Annotated in this window: 13 protein-coding genes; 7 read left to right on the forward strand and 6 right to left on the reverse strand. The window is 38.8% G+C overall.

Annotated elements, in window-relative coordinates; genetic code table 11:
* Positions 1 to 177: 177 nt before the first annotated feature.
* The 4 genes from LQ227_RS24345 to LQ227_RS24360 form a co-directional block, all read right to left on the reverse strand.
* On the reverse strand, positions 178 to 744 hold the full coding sequence (locus LQ227_RS24345; RefSeq protein WP_029274105.1) for a MarC family protein: 567 nt from the start codon (positions 742 to 744) through the stop codon (positions 178 to 180).
* Between the two features lie 78 nt (positions 745 to 822).
* Complete coding sequence (locus tag LQ227_RS24350; protein ID WP_230146490.1) at positions 823 to 2,154, reverse strand: porin; 1,332 nt, start codon at positions 2,152 to 2,154, stop codon at positions 823 to 825.
* A gap of 99 nt (positions 2,155 to 2,253) precedes the next feature.
* Complete coding sequence (locus LQ227_RS24355; protein ID WP_230146489.1) at positions 2,254 to 3,711, reverse strand: amino acid permease; 1,458 nt, start codon at positions 3,709 to 3,711, stop codon at positions 2,254 to 2,256.
* A 130-nt stretch (positions 3,712 to 3,841) separates the two neighbouring features.
* The gene (locus LQ227_RS24360; RefSeq protein ID WP_230146488.1) at positions 3,842 to 6,088 is read right to left on the reverse strand and encodes a sodium-translocating pyrophosphatase; all 2,247 of its coding nucleotides are present in this window, start codon (positions 6,086 to 6,088) and stop codon (positions 3,842 to 3,844) included.
* Positions 6,089 to 6,369: 281 nt separating this feature from the next.
* Here LQ227_RS24360 and LQ227_RS24365 point away from each other — a divergent pair, with 281 nt between their 5' ends.
* From LQ227_RS24365 to LQ227_RS24385, 5 genes are all read left to right on the forward strand, one after another.
* Positions 6,370 to 7,812, forward strand: a complete 1,443-nt coding sequence (locus LQ227_RS24365; protein WP_230146487.1) for an APC family permease — start codon at positions 6,370 to 6,372, stop codon at positions 7,810 to 7,812.
* Positions 7,813 to 8,704: 892 nt separating this feature from the next.
* Entirely contained in the window at positions 8,705 to 9,652 is a 948-nt protein-coding gene (locus LQ227_RS24370; protein WP_230146486.1) for a TIGR01212 family radical SAM protein, read from the forward strand.
* 346 nt (positions 9,653 to 9,998) lie between these two features.
* On the forward strand, positions 9,999 to 11,405 hold the full coding sequence (locus LQ227_RS24375) for an ammonium transporter (RefSeq protein ID WP_230146550.1): 1,407 nt from the start codon (positions 9,999 to 10,001) through the stop codon (positions 11,403 to 11,405).
* 36 nt (positions 11,406 to 11,441) lie between these two features.
* The gene (locus LQ227_RS24380; RefSeq protein WP_230146549.1) at positions 11,442 to 12,467 is read left to right on the forward strand and encodes a porin; all 1,026 of its coding nucleotides are present in this window, start codon (positions 11,442 to 11,444) and stop codon (positions 12,465 to 12,467) included.
* A gap of 96 nt (positions 12,468 to 12,563) precedes the next feature.
* Positions 12,564 to 13,142: a DUF4468 domain-containing protein gene (locus LQ227_RS24385; protein ID WP_230146548.1), complete on the forward strand. Its 579-nt coding sequence runs from the start codon at positions 12,564 to 12,566 to the stop codon at positions 13,140 to 13,142.
* On the opposite strand, the gene LQ227_RS24390 is transcribed toward LQ227_RS24385, so the two are convergent.
* Together LQ227_RS24390 and LQ227_RS24395 are read right to left on the reverse strand one after the other, a co-directional pair.
* Positions 13,143 to 13,610, reverse strand: a complete 468-nt coding sequence (locus LQ227_RS24390; RefSeq protein ID WP_230146547.1) for an SRPBCC family protein — start codon at positions 13,608 to 13,610, stop codon at positions 13,143 to 13,145.
* A gap of 656 nt (positions 13,611 to 14,266) precedes the next feature.
* Positions 14,267 to 14,740, reverse strand: a complete 474-nt coding sequence (locus LQ227_RS24395) for a ribonuclease H-like YkuK family protein (RefSeq protein WP_057932807.1) — start codon at positions 14,738 to 14,740, stop codon at positions 14,267 to 14,269.
* 237 nt (positions 14,741 to 14,977) lie between these two features.
* Between LQ227_RS24395 and LQ227_RS24400 the strand changes: the two genes are divergently transcribed.
* Together LQ227_RS24400 and LQ227_RS24405 are read left to right on the forward strand one after the other, a co-directional pair.
* Positions 14,978 to 15,196, forward strand: coding sequence for a hypothetical protein (locus LQ227_RS24400; RefSeq protein WP_230146546.1), 219 nt, complete (start codon positions 14,978 to 14,980; stop codon positions 15,194 to 15,196).
* A gap of 50 nt (positions 15,197 to 15,246) precedes the next feature.
* A complete protein-coding gene (locus tag LQ227_RS24405; protein ID WP_230146545.1) occupies positions 15,247 to 16,551 on the forward strand; it encodes a DEAD/DEAH box helicase in 1,305 nt (434 codons plus the stop codon).
* Positions 16,552 to 16,672: the final 121 nt, after the last annotated feature.

Genomic DNA, 16,672 nt, shown 5'->3' on the forward strand with positions numbered 1-16,672 from the left:
TATACGCAATTATTGTTACAGCTTGATTGGTGGATTGTCATTTAATAGCGTGTCGTCATTGCTAGGCACGAAGCAATCCTACAGCTATAGGAGGTAACGATCGCTTTAAGATTGCTTCGTCGTTCCTCCTCACAATGACTACCTGGCGTTATAAAATGAAGCTACGCCTTCAAATCCTTAAAGCCCAGTATTATTCCTGAACAATTTAATCGCTATAGCCAATAAAATTACCCCAAAGGCTTTACGTAAGATGTTCAAGCCCGATTTTCCGAAAAGTTTTTCCAGTCTGTTGGTATTTTTCAATACAAAGTATACAAACAACATATTGAGTATAATGCCCACCAATATATTCTGGGTATGGTATTCTGTTTTTAGCGAAAGTAGGGTAGTCATTGTTCCTGCTCCGGCAATTAAAGGAAAAGCCAACGGAACGATGGAGACTGTTTCTGGTGCTTCTTCTTTAAAAATCGTTAATCCCAATACCATTTCCATGGCGATAAAAAAGATCACGAAAGAACCCGCAATGGCAAAAGATTCTACATCTAATCCGATTACTTTTAATAACGATTCGCCAACAAATAAAAAGAGGATCATTAAGCCTGTAGCAACTAAAGATGCTTTTTCTGATTCGATATGGCCAGCTTTTCTACGTAATTCGATTACAACGGGAATGGCGCCCAAAATATCGATAATAGCGAAGAGCACCATCGTTGTGGATAGGATCTGGCTTAAGTTGAACGTCATAAAATCGAATTTCATAGCGGCGCAATTTTAAGCAAAGGTAGCGGAATTTGTCTCAATTCCTCAATTGTACTTTATTTATTAGAAATAGAACTGTGTTCTTAACGTAAGCACATTGTCTTTTCTGTCTGCTGTATAGCCTTGAATTTGGGTTGATTCGTTTTTAATGATATCATAATAAAGCACCGCTTTAAAATGTGGATTAAAATGATGTAAAAAACCAAATCCAAAAGTATCAAAACGAACATCCGCCGGAGAAAGCCCCTGGGCGCTTGAAATATCAAGTCCTTTTACCTTTGAATTTGGATCATACCAATCGTATTTTAAAATAAGCTGATTGTCGGTGCTATTCAAAGTTTGTACAAAGGTAAAGTAAGCACCGTTGAAGGTTCGGGTATAATAAGGCAAGGCTACCGATTTACTATCAACAGGATAAGATCCAGGAGTGGTTGAGGTAGTTGAGGTACCTGTTTGTAGGCCTGATACCACTTCTGCCCTTAACTCAGATTTCCAGCTCTTGGTTTTTGTAGCCAGCTGAATATCGGCACCGTAATATCTCCTTGGAGCAACCTTATTGATGGTATTGGCCGATGAATCCTTCACCATTCGCCATTGCTCATTGATTCTATCCATCTTATAACTTACTGGCAAACGATGGTTTAAGCCACCTTGTAGTGTACTTATACCGCCCGCAATGGTAAATTTATTAAATGCATAGGTTTTGTGGCTTAACCTGAAGATAAAATCCTTACTGTTGTCAAATTCTCCGGCACCAGCTAAGCCTTGTCCGTTATAAATACCAAAATCGAATACAAAGTTTTTCAACCGGGCATCTTTCCATCGTGGGTTTAGGGTAAACGTAACCCCCAGATCTCGTTCTGTTTTCATTAGAATCTGCGACATCCGGCCACGCTCCGGCGCTTCCCTTACTGAAGAAGATAACTGCAGTTCGTTCCCAAACGGACGGCCTGAAAGCCCTAAAGTAACCGCCAGTATTTTCCATTTATTTTCGTAATAACGTCCCCAAAAATCACGGATGGCAACACCTTGTTCAGTACCGTCAAACTGAAGTACAAAATAGGTAGAAGGACTGCCATCATCTGTTAGCATCATATAATCTGCCCTTAAACGACCTCTTCTTAACCTAAACCGGTTATTGGTAAACTCGCCGAAGTTTCCGCCTTGATACTCTGCCTGTGCACCATTTGCCTGCGCAACCTGGAATTGAGGCTGCAGGTATCCGCTAAAAGATAATGAGCCGTATTTCTTAGAGATAATGAGCAAATGGTTAACCGTGGTAGAGTCCATTACATCGTTAATTGTTCTCTGCGCATATCCTGCAGCGGAAATGAGTAGCAAAACAATCGTTAAGAAGAAATAAGTGATCTTAAATTTGGCAAAATAGCGGTACATGTTATCGATTTTTTGCAAAGGTAGTTTTATTAACAATTATTTAACATAAAAAAGCCCCGACTTTTCGGTCGAGGCTTTAATTTTTTTATGATTTAGCTATTATAACTCGGGTTTTGGTGGATCTACTGCGCCAACCACTTTTCCTTTGTTTCTTAATACTGAATTTCCTTTGCCATAAAAGAAATAAATCGCTATACCCAGCGCCATCCAAATGGCTAACCTGATCCATGCTTCAAAAGGTAATGATGACATTAAATAAACGCAAACGATCACACCCATAATTGGAACGAAAGGCACCAATGGTGTTTTGAATGGACGAGGCCTGTCAGGATCTGTTTTGCGCAGTAACATCACACCGATACATACTAGCGAGAAAGCGAACAACGTACCGATAGAAACCATATGGCCTAGATCGGTTACAGGAACAAAACCTGCAAATACGCTTACAAAAAGCATAAAGAAGATATTAGTTTTGAAAGGCGTTCTAAACTTAGAGTGGATAGTGCTGAAAAACTTAGGTAATAATCCATCTTTTGACATGGTATAAAATACCCTCGACTGGCCCATTAACATTACTAATATTACCGAGGTGTAACCAGCTAAAATGGCAATAATTAAACCCATTTGTAACCAACCGTATCCTGTAACTTTAAAAGCGGTAGCTGCAGGAGAGGCATCACCTTTAAAAATAGTATAAGGTACCAAGCCAGTCATTACATGCGCAAATAAAACATATAATATCGTACAAACTACTAAAGAGCCCAATATACCAATTGGCATACCTTTTTGTGGGTTTTTAGCTTCCTGAGCTGCAGTAGAAACAGCATCGAAACCGATAAATGCAAAGAATACCAATGCTGCACCAGCTGCGATTCCCGAAATACCAAATTCTCCCTTAACACCAGTGTTTGCAGGAATATAAGGTGTATGATTAGCTGGGTTGATAAATTTCCATCCCAATGCAATGAAAATGATTACTACAGCTACTTTTACAATTACTAAAACGTTGTTAAGGCTTGCAGATTCTTTTGTACCGCGGATTAACATCAATGAAAGTAGAGAAACAATTACCACAGCAGGTAGATTGATTCCACCACCATCTACTTCTGCAAATGATTTGGTTAAGTAGAGCGGCATTTCGAGGCCAAACTCGTGCAATAGTTTATTGAAATATCCAGACCATGAAACGCCAACGGTTGCGGCCCCTAAAGCATATTCCAGAACAAGATCCCAGCCAATAACCCATGCCATGAACTCACCCATGGTAGCATAAGAATAGGTGTAGGCACTTCCTGCAACAGGAATCATAGATGCAAATTCTGCATAACATAATCCTGCAAAAGCACAGCCTACAGCTGCCAATACAAATGATAAGGTTACAGCAGGTCCAGCGTGGTCGGCTGCAGCAATACCGGTTAAAGAGAATAAGCCTGCACCAATAATAGCTCCAATGCCCAATGCAACAAGGCTTGTACTACTCAGTGTCCGTTTCAGCGTGCCTTCACCACTTTCAGCAGATTCTGCTATAAGCACATCAATAGGCTTTTTTAGATTCATAAGTTGTTTAGTCTTTTATGTTTGTTGATTTTATGATAATAAGCGGTAAACCTAAATAAAAATTACCAAAAAGAAAAAGGGATTCTGTTAAAATCCCCCTTTCAGTTGTATTATATCTGTGATTTTAGAACTAACGCCTTAAAGTGTCGGTAGTATTTGTTAAAGTATCCGTAATTGTGTTACCTAAACTATCGGTTTTTTGCTCAATTCTGATTTCTTTTCGAACTTCTTGCTTATGTTCGCTGGCAATTGCCTTAACTGCGATGTATGGCGCAATAACGAGTGAAACAATAGACATTAATTTGATTAAAATGTTCATTGAAGGACCCGAAGTATCTTTAAAAGGATCACCTACAGTATCTCCGGTTACCGAAGCCTTATGTGGTTCTGATTTTTTGTAGTGCATTTCTCCATTGATCATTACACCTTGTTCGAAAGATTTTTTGGCGTTATCCCATGCGCCGCCTGCATTGCTTTGAAAAATCCCCATCAATACACCGGTAACGGTTACACCGGCCAATAATCCACCTAAAACTTCAGGACCAAAAGTAAAACCAATAATTATCGGCGTGATTAAGGCGATAGCACCAGGCATCATCATTTCACGGATAGATGCTTTGGTTGAAATGGCTACACATTTTTCGTACTCTGGTTTGGCTTTGTACTCCATAATGCCAGGAATTTCCCTAAACTGGCGACGAACTTCCTGAACCATATCCATTGCCGCTTTACCCACCGCCTGGATGCAAAGGGCCGAGAAAATGAAAGGAATCATCCCGCCAACAAATAATCCTGCTAATACTGGCGCTTTATATATATCTATCGCCGTAATACCTGCAATGCCTACAAAAGCTGCAAATAATGCTAAAGAGGTTAAGGCTGCAGATGCAATGGCAAATCCTTTACCGGTAGCTGCAGTGGTATTTCCAACAGCGTCTAAATTATCGGTACGTTCGCGTACTTCTGGAGGTAACTGACTCATTTCTGCAATACCGCCCGCATTATCAGCAATTGGTCCGAAAGCATCAATGGCCAATTGCATAGCCGTAGTGGCCATCATACCCGCTGCTGCAATGGCTACACCATATAAACCAGCGAAGTGGTACGATAACATAATCCCGCCTGCTAAAACCAAAATTGGAATAACAGTCGATTTCATTCCAACCGCTAAACCTGCAATAATATTGGTGGCATGTCCGGTTGATGATTGTTGGATAATAGAATTTACAGGGCCTTTGCCCATCGCGGTAAAATATTCGGTAACGATACTCATAATCGTACCCACTACTAAACCAACAATAATGGCGTAAAACACATTAATACTGGAGAACTCATAACCACGTAAGTTTAATGTTTCGGGCAACATCCATTTTACGATAAAGAATGAAGCTACTGCTGTAATCAAAATTGATGACCAGTTGCCTAGATTTAAAGCCGTCTGAACATTTGATTTATCATCTTTAATGGTTACAAACCAGGTGCCTACAATTGAAAATAAAATACCCAATCCGCAGATTACCATTGGCAAAAGGATGGGAGACATGCCGCCAAATTTATCTGTTACGGTAATTTCTTGTCCTAAAACCATGGTTGCCAATATGGTTGCTACATAAGAGCCGAATAAATCGGCACCCATGCCTGCAACATCACCCACGTTATCACCTACATTATCGGCAATGGTTGCAGGGTTACGCACATCATCTTCCGGAATTCCAGCCTCAACTTTACCCACTAAATCGGCACCAACATCGGCAGCCTTAGTATATATACCGCCACCAACACGGGCAAATAAAGCAATAGATTCCGCTCCTAAAGAGAAACCGGTTAAAACCTCAATGGCGGTTCTCATTTCTACACTATTGGCACTGGTTACATGAAATACCTGTAAAAAAACAATAAATAAACCGCCTAAACCTAAAACAGCAAGACCAGCTACGCCTAAGCCCATTACGGTACCGCCAGTAAAAGAAACTTTTAATGCTTGTTTTAAACTTGTTCTGGCAGCCTGTGTGGTTCTAACATTTGCTTTTGTGGCCGATTTCATTCCGATATAACCCGCAGTTGCAGAAAATACCGCTCCTATAATAAAAGAAATAGAGATGATCCAACTCGAATGCATAGGTACTCCTTTAATTTCGGTAATTGTACCCGAGTAGGCCAGGAGCGCGGCTGTAAAAACAGCGAAAATGCTCAATACTCTCCATTCGGCTTTTAAAAAGGCCATTGCACCATCGGCGATATAGCCCGCAAGTTCCTGCATGTTTTTATCACCTGCATCTTGCTTGTTCACCCAGGCGCTTTTAATCATCATAACTATAATCCCGACAAGGCCCAGCGCCGGAATACAGTAAATTAAATTGTTTTGTAAAAAATCCATAGTTAATAATTGGTTTTATATTTGGTTAGTTGTTTATGTTGTTGTGTAATTGGTTAACTGTTTAAATTGGTCAATTGTTTAATCTATTTCAAACGTTCAGCGCCAAATGCTTCTCTCCGAACTGCGTACTTATATCTAGCAAGATAATAAAATATTTTTCTTGTGATTAAATTTTTCATTGTCAAGTAGAATAAAATTTCGCTCAATTAAAATAATACAAGCGAAGTACTCCTATTTTCTTTTTTTTAAATAAATTAGCCACAAACTAAACCAAACTAAAAATGAATATTGAAAAAGAAGATGGACCTTCTAAAAGAAAATTAAGCCTTTTTGATGCCACCATGCTGGTAATGGGTTCGATGATCGGAAGCGGTATCTTTATTGTTAGTGCCGACATCATGCGGAATCTCGGTTCTGGTTATTGGTTGATTGTGGTTTGGTTGATCACTGGGGTAATGACAGTTGCCGCCGCAATTTCTTATGGAGAACTTTCTTCCATGTTTCCCAAAGCTGGTGGGCAATACACTTACCTGAAAGAGATTTTTGGTAAAATGATGGGATTTCTGTATGGTTGGGGCTTATTTACCGTAATTCAAACAGGCACTATTGCAGCTGTTGCTGTTGCTTTTGGTAAATTTACGGCCTATCTAATACCAGCTTTAAACGATGCTGCTCCAATTTTTCAAAGTGGCGGCTATAAAATTACCTGGATACAGATTTTAGCCATCGGTGTGATTCTGCTTTTAACCTATATTAATACAAAAGGTGTTGAAGGCGGTAAAATTTTGCAGAACATTTTTACTGGTTCTAAAATTGTCGCTTTAATCGGCTTAATTATCTTGGGCTTTCTTTTGGTGAAAAACAGTTTCTGGGCCGGAAATATGAGCTTTGGCTGGGATGCTTTCAATAATCTTAAAACAGATCCAAGCGGCAATTTTCTGAAATCGGGATGGGAATCCATTTCCGGAATGGCAATAATGGGGGGGATTGCAGCGGCCATGGTTGGTTCGGTATTTTCGAGTGTGGCCTGGGAGAATGTAACTTTTGTTTCGGGAGAAATCGAAAACCCTAAAAAAAATGTTGTACGTTCTATGGTTTTAGGTACTTCAGCAGTGATGATTCTTTATTTATTGGTCAATTTTATCTATCTCAATACCCTAAACAGAGAAAGTATTGCATTTGCCCTCAATGATCGGGTTGCTGTTGCAGCCTCAGAACAGATTTTCGGTAGTGGAATCGGTACAATTGTAATTGCATTGTTGGTAATGATTTCTACTTTCGGTTGTGTTAATGGAATCGTATTGGCAGGTGCCCGGGTTTTTCAAACCATGGCAAAAGATGGAATGTTTTTTAAAGCGGCATTAAAAAACAATAAAAATGGAGTTCCTGAAAGATCACTTTGGATGCAGGGCATTTGGGCATCTGCTCTATGTTTAAGTGGGCAATATGGTAATCTTTTAGATATGATATCATTTGTTATTGTGCTCTTTTATATGATTACTGTTTTTGGCGTTATTTATTTAAGGATAAAACAGCCAGGCCTTGAAAGGCCTTACAAAACCTGGTTATATCCAGTTACACCAATTATTTACTTATTGATAGGAGCGGCATTTTGTATTTTGCTGCTTATTTATAAACAGCAGTATACCTGGCCGGGGCTTGTGATTGTTTTGCTGGGGGTGCCTGTTTACTTTTTTATTAATAAAAAAGAGCAGCAAGATTAGGCGATTCAGGTATCTCTGAGATCGTCCTGCTGAATTTATTTCAGCATCTTAATGGCAGAATAGATCCTGAAACAAGTTCAGGATGACGGTTCGAGAAGAGAATTAACAACGGAACCTCGCAGATTTAAAAAACTGCGAGGTTTTTGCTTCTTGAAAAGCAGGGTTCTGTTTCAATCGGTTCATGAAGACCCGTTATTTGCTTTACTTCTCCCGATAAAAAAAATCGGGATCGTGTTCGCTGCTACCGGGGTTGTGTAGTAAACTCAGTTTTCTAAACCCGACACGGCGGATACCGGCCCTGTGCCTAAGGCCTGCAGGCGTATGAGCATGTGGCGGGACTAACATTGCGAAGAACCACAGGTTTTGCTTTTCAAAAAAAAGAACTAAATTTTTAAATCCTGATGAGTAGCAGCGTGTTTTTCCTAAACCCTAAACCCTAAACCTTATATATATGCTAAATCTTACCGCTCCAAATCCCATTTTCACATTTTGAAAAGCAGGGTTCTGTTTCAATCGGTTCCGAAAGTCCCGTTATCCGCTTTACTTCTCCCGATAGAAAAAATCGGGATCGTGTTCGCTGCTACCGGGTTTAGGTAAGTTAAACCTGTGCTTAAACTCAGTTTTCTAAACCCGACACGGCGGATACCGGCCCTGCGCCCAAGGCCTGCAGGCGTATGAGCATGTGGCGGGACTGGCACTGCGAAGAACCACAGGCTTTGCTTTTCTAAAAAAAAGAACTAAATTTTTAAATCCTGATGAGTAGCAGCGTGTTTTTCCTAAACCCTAAACCCTAAACCCTAATTGTACGCCAAATCTCACATCTCTTGTCTAATATCTCAAATCTTACCTCCCTAATCACTCGTCTCGAACAAAAAGCGTATTTTTGCAAATAATGGGAACACTAGTAGATTCAGGGATAAAGGGTTATAAAAATTACGGCACGCATTTGCGCGAAAAGTATAAAGGGCAGCGTGTATTTAAAGTAATTGTAGATGGTGGTTTTACCTGCCCCAACCGCGATGGGAGCAAAGGTTACGGTGGTTGTACGTATTGTAATGTTGATTCTTTTACGCCGGAGCCTTCGCGTAAAAATCCAAATATTAAAGATCAGCTTGCCGAAGGCATGTTAAGGGCTAAAACTTCTTATAAAGCTGATAAGTATATTGTTTATTTTCAGCCTAATACCAATACCTATGCGCCAGTACATTATTTAAAGATGATGTATGATGAAGCGCTATCGATTAATACCGAAGATATTGTTGGTTTTGCTGTAGGTACACGTCCTGATTGTATCGATGCAGAAAAGGTAGCTTTGTTAGAAAGTTATACCGACCGCTTCGATGTGGATTTAGAAATGGGCATGGAATCGATTTATGATGAAACGCTCGATCAGATCAACAGGGGCTGCAATCATGGCGAATTTGTTGCTGCGGTAGAACTTTTAAAAGATAGTAAGCTCGATCTGTGCGTGCATACCATTTTTGGTTTCCCATGGGAAACCCGTGAGCAGATGCACGGTTACATTCATGAAATTAACCGTTTCCCACAAATCAAGTTTGTAAAGTTCCATCACCTCCATGTTGTAGAAGGATCTATAATGGGCGCTAAGTATAAAAAGGAGCCCTTTAAATTGTTTTCTCTCGAAGAATATACCGACTTACTTTGTGAATTAATCCCTTTATTACGACCGGATATTGTTATTCAGCGGCTTTTTGGTATTTCGGATTGGGATTTATTGATTGCGCCTAACTGGGGGCTTAACAAATCGGCAATTCAAACCTATATGGATAAAGAAATCGAAAAAAGAGGAGTGATTCAAGGATCTGCTTATTTTTCATAAAAAGTTAAATTTTTTAACGATTTTTTTAAAAACCCATGAAATTTCATGGGTTTTTTCTGTTATTTATGTTTTTTTGAGTCGATTTTTTATAAATTTTAGGTAAAATCATATAAATGATGGTTAATATGTGATTTTGTTTTTATTAAAAACTTGTATTAAAATCACCTGTATTTTTTGGTATTTTTATTTTTAAGGTTAATTTTTGTTTTGTTTTATAAAAATCACTCATTTTTATTAAAATATTTTAATTTAATGGTGTAAAAACTGCAATATGTCGTATTTTTAGAAAAATAAATCAAGCATATTTCAATTATTTAAACAATACAAACAAATTAAACTAAAAACTATGAGTAAATTCTCCTTTAAACAGTACGCGCCTTTTGCGATATTGATGATTGTCGCAATTTTCGCTCTATTTATTCCACTTCTTCCTAATTTTGACGAAGGCAAGTATAGTGGGCCTGACATTGCATTCATATTAATCGCTTCTGCGCTTGTATTTTTAATGACTCCAGGCCTTGCATTCTTTTATGGTGGAATGGTTCATCGTAAAAATGTACTATCTACCATGATTAAAAGTGTGGTAGCCGCAGGAGTAATTACAGTTTTATGGACGGTAGTAGGTTTTAGTTTAGCCTTCGGAGATACCATTGGTGGCTTTATTGGAAATCCATCAACGTTTTTGTTCTTTAAAGGTGTAAATTCTGGAGCGCCACACCTTCAGGGGGGAGCAGACTTAACTATTCCGCTATCTTTATTTGCTGTGTTTCAATTAATGTTTGCCATTATTACCCCGGGTTTAGTGGTAGGTGCCGTAGCAGAACGTATCCGTTTTACCTCATACATCTTATTTATTGTTTTATTCGCAATATTCGTTTATTCTCCGTTAGCCCACTGGACATGGCATCCACAAGGTTTCTTGTTTAAAATGGGTGTATTGGATTTTGCTGGAGGTACCGTAGTTCACATTTCTGCTGGTATGGCTGCATTAGCTGGTGCATTGGTTTTAAAACGTAGAAAATCTCACTTAGAGCATAAAGAAGTTCCACCTGCGAATATCCCTTACGTACTAATTGGTACAGGTTTATTATGGTTCGGTTGGTTCGGTTTTAATGCAGGTTCTGCATTGAGCGCAGGTAGTTTAGCTGTTTCTGCATTCTTAACTACAAATACCGCTGCAGGTGCTGCAGGTTTATCGTGGATGTTCTTTGATGTTGCAAGAGGTAAAAAACCTTCGGTTTTAGGTTTTTGTATCGGTGCAGTAGTTGGTTTGGTAGCCATTACACCAGGTGCAGGTTTTGTAAGTATCTCAGCAAGTATATTTATTGGTGCTATTGCCGCAGTTATCTCAAACCTTGTGGTTTCTTGGAAACAAAAAACCAGTTTAGATGATACGTTAGATGTTTTCCCTTGTCATGGTGTGGGTGGTATTGTTGGTATGTTGTTAACAGGTGTTTTTGCTACTAAAACAGTAAATGCTGCTGGTGCCGATGGTTTGTTTTATGGCAACCCGGCGTTCTTTGTAACACAATTAAAAGGTGCTGTAATTGTAATCATATTCAGTTTCGTTGTATCATTCATCATTTTCAAACTGGTAAATCTTATTAACCCAATCAGGGTGTCAGATGAAGAAGAAGAAATGGGGCTTGATGCATCTCAACATGACGAGAAATACTCTCAAGGTACCTTGCTAGTTGAAGAAAGAGCGATCTATATCGAAAGAAACAGTCCATTAACAGAACCAATTTCTTAAGAATTTTATAATATCTAAACCCAAATAAGCTCAAACATGAAGAAACTTTTAACCGCTATTTTTGCAATGGCCAGCACTACGTGTGCCCTGGCTCAAGAGACCGCTACATCACCACTTGAAATTTCAGGGTCGGTAGATACGTATTTTAAATATGATTTTGCTAAAAATCCATTAAACGGAAAAACATCTTTTGTAACTGATCACAACTCGGTATCGTTAGGTATGATCGATATCGCCTTGAAGAAAAAAACAGGTAAAGCGTCATTTGTTGGGGAGCTTTCTTTTGGCCCTAGAGGACAATCGCAATCTATTCCTGATGCTGCAGCCGGAGGTTCGTCTTTTAATATTCAAAACTTATATGTTAACTACGATTTTACTGATCAGTTTAGTATGACAGCAGGTTACATGGGTACATTCATTGGGTATGAGGTAATCTCACCGGTTGGAAACTTTAACTATTCTACTTCATACCTGTTTACCAATGGCCCCTTCCAAAATGCTGGAATTAAAGCCACTTATAAATTCAGCGATAAAGTAAGTTTAATGGCTGGTTTATTTAACGATTGGAACGTTTATTCCGCTTCGAGAGGTGTTTCGGCTATCGGTGGCCAGTTAATGGTTGCTCCTGTTGAAGGTTGGACTGCTTACATCAATGCTTTATCTGGTGCTGGTTTTGGCGGGTACGGAACCATTATCGATTTAACCACTTCATATCAAATTACAGAGAAATTTAAATTGGGTTTAAATGCAGCCAATTATGATATCAAAGACAGTTCGGTACCGGGAAGTTACGCAGGTGCAGCGTTATACCCTCAATTTGCTGTATTGGATGCAGTAACTTTAGGTTTAAGAGGTGAGTACTTTAAATTTAAAGCCGCGGGTGCAGTTCCGGCTACTGCTTTTACTGCAGTAACACTTACCGCAAATATTAAATCTGGTGGTTTAACATTTATCCCAGAAGTAAGATTAGACCATAACAGTGATAAACCTTTCTTTAAAGAAGGTGGCGCTGCGGCACCAAATGGTGGCCAGTTCTCTTTGGCAGCAGTTTACGCTTTTTAAGGAAATAAAATTGTTAATATTAAGCCGTCCCGATGTAAATAGGGACGGCTTTTTCATACCTTTAAATCATTACATTTGCCTGTTAACCGATTTCAAATGAAACATCTTCTTTTTATTATTCTTGTTCTTTTTTCAATTCAATTATCTGCGCAGCAAAAACAGTTTTCGAAAGATGATAATGGTAAATTCATTTATTATCAGGTGGTAGATTCGCAAATGATAAGTAAAGATACCTTGTTGCAAAGGGCTAAATCTTTTGTTAATGTGGCTTATAAAAAATCGATGAGGCAAGAAAGTGCTACCGATTCTTCTGTTTTGGCTAAAGGAACTTTGATAATTGATAAAACAATCTTGGTAGCTGGCCATCCAAGCGGGGAAGTAAGTTATAATTTCGTTTTTGAGGCGCGTAATGGCAAATATAGGTTTTGGTTAACCGATATGCTGTTTATCCCATACCAGAGAGACCGCTATGGGAATTTTGTAGCGACTACTAAAATTGGCGTACCATTAGAGCGTACACCTGGCAAATTGAGTGCGGGCGCATGGAAAGACATTTTAAATAGCGCTTATAATAAGATAGAAAAATTCGGCGATGATTTTAAGAAATATTTAGCAACCAATAGGGTTGAAAAAGCCAAAAAGAAAGCTGAAACCATTTCAACGAAAAAGTGGTAATTAGCGCATGGAAAATAATTCCTCAACCTTTTGGTAACGGAACTTAAAAATTTCGTTGATTTTGTTGTTCACTACCATGGTATTTACAATAATACCGATTGGTCCCCAGCCAATGGCATAGTGTAAAGTATCGTGCATTAATACACCGCCATCTATTTTTTCGAAATGGTGCTGGTGGTGCCAGAAAGCAAATGGACCAAACCGTTGCTCGTCGATAAAATACTCCTTATCCATAACATGTGTTATCTCCGTTACCCAGTTTAACTTAATGCCAAACAATGGGGCAACCTTATAGGTGATAATCAGGCCAGGGTACATTTTAGTATTGACGATGTTTGGTGAGGTTACATCAAAGGTCATATTCTTTGGGGTGATTTCGGCCAGGTTTATTGGCGAAGAAAAAAAGTCCCAGGCGATATCCAGATCAACAGGGAGTTTTTGGGTAAATTCTAATCTATACGTTTTCAAGTTTTTGTTTTAAAGCACAACAACAAAGATGGGGTTTTGTTGGAGATATTTAGGTTTAACCGCAAAGTTCGCAGAATGAAGGCGCAGAGATCGCAGAGTTGGGTGTGCTAATCCATTTTACATCTTTTTTACCACAAAGTTCACGAAGAGAAGGCACGGCGATCATAGCTTTGGGGCGCAACGAATTCTGTCATCCCGAATGAAACACAATGGAAGGGATCCATTAAGAATATTGATCATCAACATGACTTACAGATTTGGCTTCGCTGAGCACTTCGTGGTTCTCGGCTGTGCTACCATTGATGTTATTTTACAAGGTATTATTAATCAACCTCTTAACAGATTTTGTATTTCCGCCCAACTAGGCCGCAGCACTTTATCCCCGTTCTGCTTAAACCGGCCTAGCAAATTTTTCGGGCCGTACTCCTCAAGCCAACCCACTAGCTTCGAAAGAAAAATTTTCAGCCGGCATTTTTTGTTTCTTTTTGATGCCAAAAAGAAAGAGCCCTTCGGCGGCGGTGAGCCGAGGCGAGACCGTGGTGTATGGCAAAGAAATTAATTATACGTCACTCATGTTGATTTTAAACAATTAATTAACCCTCGAAATGACGGTAACCGGCTTCGGACCTCTCGCTCCAGACTTTCCGACAGACTACCTAATGCACCATTTTATCGGCACAGGTAGAACTGGCAAATGCTTCCGGTTTAGCCTTAAAAATAAAGCCCATGCTTAAAATATATCCCATGGCATCGTTAAGTGCTTTGTTCGATTTAAACGACGGACTGGTGTTGATATCGGCATGTACTTCTAAAGCCACGTCGTAAATATCAAGTAAATCACAAATAGAATAGGCAGTTTCGATTGATTTTTGCACTTCCATTAACATTCTTTCTTTAATGCTTACCTGTTGTGTGCTTTTTTCCTGATGGATGTACATAAAACCGCCATGATGTTCTCTTAACAGCACAATTACGGTTGCAAAATCGGTTACTGCGCCTTTTACCTGCGAATCGGTACCGATGCAAACTTTAAGCTTAAAGCCGTTTTGGCTTTCTCTGATAATCGCGTTTTCTACTTCTTCGAGGATTGAAGATTGAATAATTTCACCACTAAATTTTTTCCACGTCATACATTTGTATTTTTTGAGGTTAATTCCAAAGGAATCCCTTTGGGACGAATGGTAATCAGGTTTTTATAAAAATAAGTGCTAAAAATTAAATATGTGTTAAGGTTAGGTTGTTTATTTGCTAACAAAAAGTTAGTTATCAACAAGTTAGTGATAATAGTTTAGATGAACTTATTATTTGTTGAAACAAATTATTATTCGGTCCGTTAATATTTGTACATTCATTAAAAATTCTTAATTATGAGAGCAGAATTAATTCAAGAGCTCCAGTTATTGCAAAATAGCAGAGCGAATAAATTTGCAGATGAACTGACAGACAAGATCTTATCTTCGGTTGATGCCGTTAACGAAAAAGTGCTATCATCAATGTCTAAACGTGGTAACATGTTAATGTTGCTCGAGAAAAGATTAAATTTTTCTACGCTGCGGAAACTGAGGGAAAGATTTTTCAAACCGTAACTAAGGCTGTAGTTCTGGGCGTAAAGAGAAATGATTACCTTTATAGCGGAATGATAGAAAATGCCTTAAAAAAATTAAATATTACTGCACTTAATGAGATGCAGGAGTCTTCTGTAAAAGCAGCCAAGACTGGTAAAGATGTAATATTGATTGCGCCAACGGGTTCGGGGAAAACGCTAGCCTTTTTATTGCCATTACTTTCTAATCTAAAAACCGGAGTAAAAGGGGTGCAGGCCTTGGTTTTAGTTCCTTCGAGAGAGCTCGCCTTACAGATAGAGCAGGTTTTTAAACAAATGGGTACTTCATTCAAAGTAAACTGCTGTTACGGTGGTCATGCCGTACGGATAGAAAAGAATAATCTTGCACATCCACCTGCCGTCCTGATCGGAACACCTGGTAGGATAGCTTACCATCTAGAGCATCAAAACTTTGACGAATCTTTTATCGAAACCTTAGTTTTAGATGAATTTGATAAAGCACTGGAGTTTGGCTTTGAGCAAGACATGTCTTATATCATTGGCTCACTGCTTTCGTTAAAACAGCGTATACTTACTTCTGCTACCAAAATGGAAGAAGTTCCGGCTTTTGTAAAGTTAAATGTGCCGGTTGAAGTCGATTTTTCAAAAAATATCGAAGCAAAACCAGATCTAAAGCTCAAAAAAATAACAGCACCTGCTGCCGATAAGTTAGATTACCTCTTCAGATTACTGAGTAAAATAGGCAGTAAAAATACATTGGTTTTCTGTAACCACAGGGAAACGGTAGATCGGATAAGTGATTTACTTTTCGAAAATGGTCTAGGTCATGATGTTTTTCATGGTGGGATGGAGCAGTTCGATCGTGAAAAGGCATTACTTAAATTTAGAAATGGTAGCCATCGGATTTTAATCACAACAGATCTGGCTGCCCGTGGTCTGGATATTCCTGAGGTGGAACATATTGTACATTATCAATTGCCTTATACCGAAGATGCCTATATCCATCGCAATGGCAGAACGGCAAGGATGCATGCAAAAGGAACGGCCTATGCCATTTTAACTTCAGAAGAACACTATAAGTATTTACCGGAAGATATTGAAGAGGAAGTTTTATCCGAAAAGTATAAATTACCAGAAGCCAGCGATTGGGTAACTTTATACATTGCACATGGCAAGAAGGATAAAATTAACAAAATTGATATTGTAGGTTTATTTTTGCAGAAAGGTAATTTAACAAAAGAAGACCTTGGCCTGATCGAAGTTAAAGATACCACCAGTTATGTGGCGGTTAAAAGAAGCAAAGTAGATCAATTATTGAAAGCATTAAGCGGCGAAAAAATTAAAGGAAAAAAACTTAAATTAGAAGTAGCGAGTTAGTTCATTGGTTCATTGGTTCATTGGTTCATTGGTTCATTGGTTCATTGGTTCATTGGTTCATTGGTTCATTGGTTCATTGGTTCATTGGTTCATTGGAAAAACAGGGATTAAAGTTCTAGAT

The sequence above is a fragment of the Pedobacter sp. Bi27 genome, from assembly GCF_918698255.1.
Classification (GTDB): Bacteria; Bacteroidota; Bacteroidia; order Sphingobacteriales; family Sphingobacteriaceae; genus Pedobacter.